Annotated in this window: 4 protein-coding genes and 3 pseudogenes; 5 read left to right on the forward strand and 2 right to left on the reverse strand. The window is 63.2% G+C overall.

Features of this window, described 5'->3' with window-relative positions; genetic code table 11:
• Window positions 1-166 precede the first annotated feature (166 nt).
• Together GYA94_RS26305 and GYA94_RS27775 are read right to left on the reverse strand one after the other, a co-directional pair.
• Window positions 167-1,252 carry an IS5-like element ISPst12 family transposase gene (locus GYA94_RS26305; protein ID WP_011913346.1) on the reverse strand — a complete coding sequence of 362 codons (1,086 nt, stop codon included), beginning with the start codon at window positions 1,250-1,252 and terminating at the stop codon, window positions 167-169.
• Between the two features lie 81 nt (window positions 1,253-1,333).
• Window positions 1,334-1,705: pseudogene (locus GYA94_RS27775) on the reverse strand (helix-turn-helix domain-containing protein); the annotation flags it as partial.
• Window positions 1,706-1,949: 244 nt separating this feature from the next.
• On the opposite strand from GYA94_RS27775, the pseudogene GYA94_RS26310 reads away from it, so the two are divergent.
• The 5 genes and pseudogenes from GYA94_RS26310 to GYA94_RS26330 form a co-directional block, all read left to right on the forward strand.
• Window positions 1,950-2,093, forward strand: a pseudogene (locus GYA94_RS26310) (type III glutamate--ammonia ligase); the annotation flags it as partial.
• A 92-nt stretch (window positions 2,094-2,185) separates the two neighbouring features.
• Window positions 2,186-2,731, forward strand: a complete 546-nt coding sequence (locus GYA94_RS26315; RefSeq protein ID WP_073675588.1) for a dimethylamine monooxygenase subunit DmmA family protein — start codon at window positions 2,186-2,188, stop codon at window positions 2,729-2,731.
• Window positions 2,728-3,672, forward strand: a complete 945-nt coding sequence (locus GYA94_RS26320) for a PDR/VanB family oxidoreductase (protein WP_042921414.1) — start codon at window positions 2,728-2,730, stop codon at window positions 3,670-3,672. The genes GYA94_RS26315 and GYA94_RS26320 overlap by 4 nt, the downstream gene beginning before the upstream one ends.
• Window positions 3,673-3,736: 64 nt before the next feature.
• Window positions 3,737-4,765, forward strand: coding sequence for a heme-dependent oxidative N-demethylase family protein (locus GYA94_RS26325; RefSeq protein WP_073675587.1), 1,029 nt, complete (start codon window positions 3,737-3,739; stop codon window positions 4,763-4,765).
• Between the two features lie 68 nt (window positions 4,766-4,833).
• Window positions 4,834-5,191 (forward strand): annotated as a pseudogene (locus GYA94_RS26330) (hypothetical protein); the annotation flags it as partial.

The following is a 5,191-nucleotide window of genomic DNA, read 5'->3' on the forward strand; positions in this document are numbered from 1 at the left end:
TTCGGTCAGCGGCAACACTCGGCTTCAACTGCCCCAACCCGTCCGGTTTGGCGCTTTTTCAAGCGCTTTGGCCTAACGGAGTCCACACAAGGCCTGACTTCAGGCCTTTTTGACAGGTTTCAGCACCACGTTCACGCCTTTCGGCGTTTTTGGGGCGTAACTCGCCCTATACATGCGATCCTCGCCACCAACCCGACAGGCTACCCAGTCGGATCAGGTTGTAGACCGAGAAACCCAGCAATAACTGAGCACTCAGCTTGGCGCGACCGATCAGCTTGGTCTTGCGCAGGCCGCCAACCGTCTTCAGCCAGCCAAAACCTTCTTCGATCCGCTTGCGGATCTTCTGGCTGGCGGCATACCCCGGATGCCGCGTGGTGCGCCCATCGATGGCGCTGCCCTTGCGCTTCTGCGCCACATGCGGTGTCACTTTCAGCTCGCGCGCCCTCTGCACGAAACGCTTCTGGTCGTAATTCTTGTCTGCACCTACCGTGCTGCCCGGCTTGGCCGTGCGCTCCAGCATCTCCAGCGCCGCCTCTACCTCGGCACGTCCATTGAACTCGGTGCATTCCACATCCACGATCAGACCGTTGCGGTGCTCCATCATCGTGTGGGCCATGTGCGCCAGACGACTGGCATCGCCATTGCTCTTGCGCGCCAGCCGGGCCTCGGGATCGCTGGTCGATTGGTGGGTCGCGTTGCTGCGCTTCTCGCCCTTGAAGTCGGCATCGGGGTTGCGCGTGCCATCCTCCGGTGGGTCGCCGCCATCCTTCTTGATAAAGGACTTGTGCGAGGCCCAGGCGTCGATCAGCGTGCCATCGACGCTGAAATGCTCGTTGCTGGCGTACTCGGACCATGCGGCCAGCGACTTGATGCGCTGGAAGAACAGCCGCGCTACATCCTGGTTGAACAAGCGGTCACGGTTCTGGCTGAAGGTCGAGTGATCCCACATGCGCTCGTCCATCGACAAGCCGACGAACCAGCGAAACAGCAGGTTGAAATCAATCTGCTCGACCAACTGCCGCTCGGAGCGAATGGTGTAAATCACCTGCAGCAACGAGGCGCGCAGCAGCCGCTCCGGCGCAATCGAGGCCCGTCCCAGGGTGGAGTACAGCCCGTCGAAGTCCCGATCCATCGAAGCCAGAACGGTATCGACCAGGCCTCGCAGGGGACGCAGCGGGTGATCGTTCGGGATGCGCTGCTCCAGCGTCGTATAACTGAACAGCTCGTTTTGTTTGAGGTCGAGTCCACGCATCGGCTTGGGCTGGCTTCGGCAGAAGAGGATGGCCGCCATTTTGCCAGAGCCACGCGGGCTCTGGCTTTTTTCAACGGCCTGATAGGCCTCGAAGCTCTTCTTCGGCCCACGGGTGTGATTGAGCAGACGATAGGTGTGACCCTTGTCGGTGCCACGGCGCACCACTTCCAGGCCTTCGCCGCCTTTCACCAGCAGGGCGCTGCCACCTTGCTGGTCATACTGGCTGAACAGTTTCGACATGGGCATGCCGAGCACATCGCAGAGACGGCTCAGGGTGTCGAGGCTGGTGGAGACCTGGGCGTTTTCGATCTTGCTCAGCATGCCCTGGCTGATGCCGGCGATGCGTGCCACATCGGCGATCTTCAGTTCCTGCGCCTGCCGCTGGCGGCGGATCTGCATGCCCAGGTATTGCTCGAGCTTGAGACGGGGAGGGATTTCTGTAGAAGTCGTCATGCGTGCTTTTATCTTCTTGTGAATAAAAAATTCGCACTGAGAATGTGCGGGATGCCTTTCTTCGGTGCATTTTCACGGTTTTAATTTCCTCCTATGAAAGCATCTTTCCTTCACGGATAGAAGAATGACGGGCTTTCAGGGGATTTCGAACAGGTAGGGAGAGGTTGGCAAGCTGCTTGCATTTCTTTTGGGGAAATTAAAATTCCCCAGCGGAATAATGGCGACGCCACCGGAGGCCCCAACCATGTTGCCCAGCGAAACCCAGAAAATCATCGACCAGCACGGCATCAAGTACGTGCTGGCTCAGTTCGTCGATATCCACGGCGCGGCCAAGACCAAGTCGGTGCCGGTCTCGGGCCTCAAGGCGGTGGCCGAGGAGGGCGCCGGCTCATGCTTTCTCTGTAAGAACAAAAAGTTCTCCAGGGGAATTTTCTCTGGAGCAAACCGACCATCGCCTTGCTCTCACCCGGAGGGTTTCCGATGACAGCATCCAGTGCCGAACCCATGTTCAGTACCCCACGTTATGCCACCGAGGTGTCCCGACATACGGCCAGTCGCCGTATCGTGGTGGCGCAGCAGGCGAGCCTGGCCACCAGGCTGCTCCACCACCCTGCGCCGACTCTGCTGCTGTGCCTGGGCGAGACGTTGCCGGGCAGTGTCGAGCAGGAGAGCCTGCCCAGCAGCGAAGCGCTGTACCTGCGCTTGCAGATGCTGCTGGAGCAGGCCCAGGCCGGCACCCGCTTGTACGTCTGTGGCGATGAAAGCTTTCTCTGGCACGTTCATCGCCTGGCGCGGCAGGCCGGCCTGCTCGGCGACGAGATCGAACTGTTCAAGCAGGGCGCGCGACGCCGCCTGTACTGCGTGCACTGCGGGCATATTCAGGACATCGGCAGCGAAGGCGAGTGCACCTGTGGCCAGTGCCGGGTGAAGTTATTCGTCCGTGAGCATTTCTCCCAGCGCCTCGGCGCCTACATGGGCGTCTGCATCGACCCGGACAGCCCCTATGCGCCGGAGGTGCGGTCATGAGCGCGATGATCGAGGTGCAGGTCACCGACGTGCGTCAACTGACCCCGGTGGTGCGCGAGTTCAGCTTCCGCGCGATCGACGGCACGCTGCCGGGCTTTTCCTGCGGCAGTCACGTGCAGGTGATTTTGCCCACCGAGGGGCGCACGCTGCGCAACGCCTATTCGCTGCTGGGCGACCCGCGCGACACTGGTGCGTACCGCATCGCCGTGCGCCTGCAGGAGGCCTCGCGCGGCGGTTCGCGTTACCTGCACGAGCAGGTGCGGGTCGGCGACCGTCTGCAGATCGGTGCGCCGAGCAACCTCTTCGCCCTGCATTCGCAGGCCCGTCACCACATTCTGGTGGCCGGTGGCATCGGCATCACACCCTTCATGGCCTATCTGGCTGAGCTCGGCGCGCAAGGTGCTTCGTTCGAACTGCACTACGCCTACCGCAGCGGCCTGACCGACGCCTACGCCGGCGAGCTGCGCGAACGCCTGGGCGAGCGCTTTCATGGCTACGACGCCGCTGCCGGCCAGCGCCTGGACTGCACCAGCCTGTTCGCCGGCAAGCCGCTTGGCAGTCACCTTTACGTCTGCGGCCCGCAGCGCCTGCTCGATGAACTCAAGACTTTGGCTGGCGCCCACGGCTGGTCGGACGGGCGCCTGCACTGGGAGGCCTTCGCCGCACCCGAGCCGGGCCAGCCCTTCACCGTCGAGTTGGCGCGCAGTGGCCAGCGTCTGCAGGTGCCGGGCGACCACAGCCTGCTCGAAGCGCTGGAGGCGGCCGGTGTCGAGGTGCCCAACCTGTGCCGGGGCGGGGTATGCGGGCAATGCACCACGCGCTACCTGAGCGGCGAGGTGGAGCACCGCGATCACTACCTGGATGAGCAGCAGCGCGGTGAGGCGCTGATGCCCTGCGTTTCCCGTGGCGGCTGCCGCGGCACGCTGCTGCTCGATTTGTAGGGTGCGCCGTGCGCACCACAACGATTGTGACCGGTGCACTCAGCGCACCCTTCAGGAGAGAGTCATGCCCGTCGTAATGAAACCCGTGGAAACCTATCGCGACGATTTCACCTTCAGCAACAGCCCGCAGGCCATTGCCCGCTTTCCCTTTCCGTTTCCCGAGGACAGCTACATGTACTCGGTCAATATCGAGCCGGCCACGCCGCGTGAGCCGGGTTCGGTGTTCGAGCACTGGTTCGACATCGACGAGCACTACGTCTCGGAGATGGCCGAGCGCGCCCGCGTGCTGGAGCGCGACCCGCAGCGCTGCCTGATGATGCCGCACATGGCCCAGGCCGCCTGGGACACCCTGGAAATGTTGATGGAGCACCTGGCCGCCGACTACCCCGAGCATTTCGCCCTGCAGCGCGAGGGCGATCGATGGCTGTGGATCAACCGCCCGCTGGGCATCGAGCAGCGCTTCACCTTCGGCGATGCCAGCACCTTGCCCTACGAGCCGCTGGAGTACATCACGCGCCAGGCGCAGGGCGATTTCGCCGTGCTCGATCAGCGCGACGGCGACCTGTTCATGGACGCCGGCATGGTCACCTTCGCGCCGAACTGGTCGATCAAGTTCGACGCCGGCATGAGCTTCAAGCAGTGGCATGCCCCGGTACCGGGCGTGGCGCACCAGCTCGGCGTGTTCGACCGTGCGTTGAAGTACCTGCTCAACATCCAGGTCGGCCAGCCGGTGCGTCGCCTGAGCTGGACCATGACCATCAACCCGCGCCTGGACATCTCCTCGGAGACCTTCCACGAGTGGGGCCATGAGCTCGGTCTGGTGACGCCGGAGAACGTCGCGCGCCTGGTGCACCTGCACGTCGAGCTGCAGTTCATGCCGCGCCTGCCGCGCAGCAATGCGCTGCTGTTCGGCTTCCGCCACTATCTGATCAGCCTCGAGGAGCTGGCAACCAATCCGGCCTGGGCCTGCCGCCTGCACCGCGTATTGCGCGACCTGCCGGACGAGATCGCCGACTACAAGGGCCTGACCCGCTATCGCCAGACTGTGGTGGATTGGCTGCGCCAGTTCGACCCGCAGGCCCAGGCCGCCTGAATCCATTTCCTGCATGCGCAGGCCAACAGGAGACACAGACATGGCCAATTCCTGGCGTATTTCCGCCCTTGCCGAGCGTCACCGCGCACTGGGTTCCAAGCTCGAGGACTGGAGCGGCATGGGGACCGCCTGGACCTATGCCCAGCGACCTGGCCGACGAGCACGAGGCGATCCGCACTCGCGCCGGCCTGATGGACGTATCCGGGCTGAAGAAGGTGCACTACGTCGGCCCGCATGCCGAAAGCCTCTTGGAATACGCCACCAGCCGCGACATTTCCAAGGTCTACCCGGGCAAGAGCGTCTACGCCACCATGCTCAACGAAGCCGGCAAGTTCGTCGACGACTGCGTGATCTACCGCACCGGTCCCAATGCCTTCATGGTGGTGCACGGCTCCGGCAGCGGCCACGTGTTGGCGCTGATGGAAA

Source organism: Pseudomonas juntendi (assembly GCF_009932375.1).
GTDB lineage: Bacteria > Pseudomonadota > Gammaproteobacteria > Pseudomonadales > Pseudomonadaceae > Aquipseudomonas > Aquipseudomonas juntendi.

Bases quoted from the DNA above. Each gene is read 5' to 3' on its own strand.
- GYA94_RS26305 (WP_011913346.1), bottom strand. From the start codon at position 1,252: ATGCGTGGACTCGACCTCAAACAAAACGAGCTGTTCAGTTATACGACG.
- GYA94_RS26315 (WP_073675588.1), top strand. From the start codon at position 2,186: ATGACAGCATCCAGTGCCGAACCCATGTTCAGTACCCCACGTTATGCC.
- GYA94_RS26320 (WP_042921414.1), top strand. From the start codon at position 2,728: ATGAGCGCGATGATCGAGGTGCAGGTCACCGACGTGCGTCAACTGACC.
- GYA94_RS26325 (WP_073675587.1), top strand. From the start codon at position 3,737: ATGCCCGTCGTAATGAAACCCGTGGAAACCTATCGCGACGATTTCACC.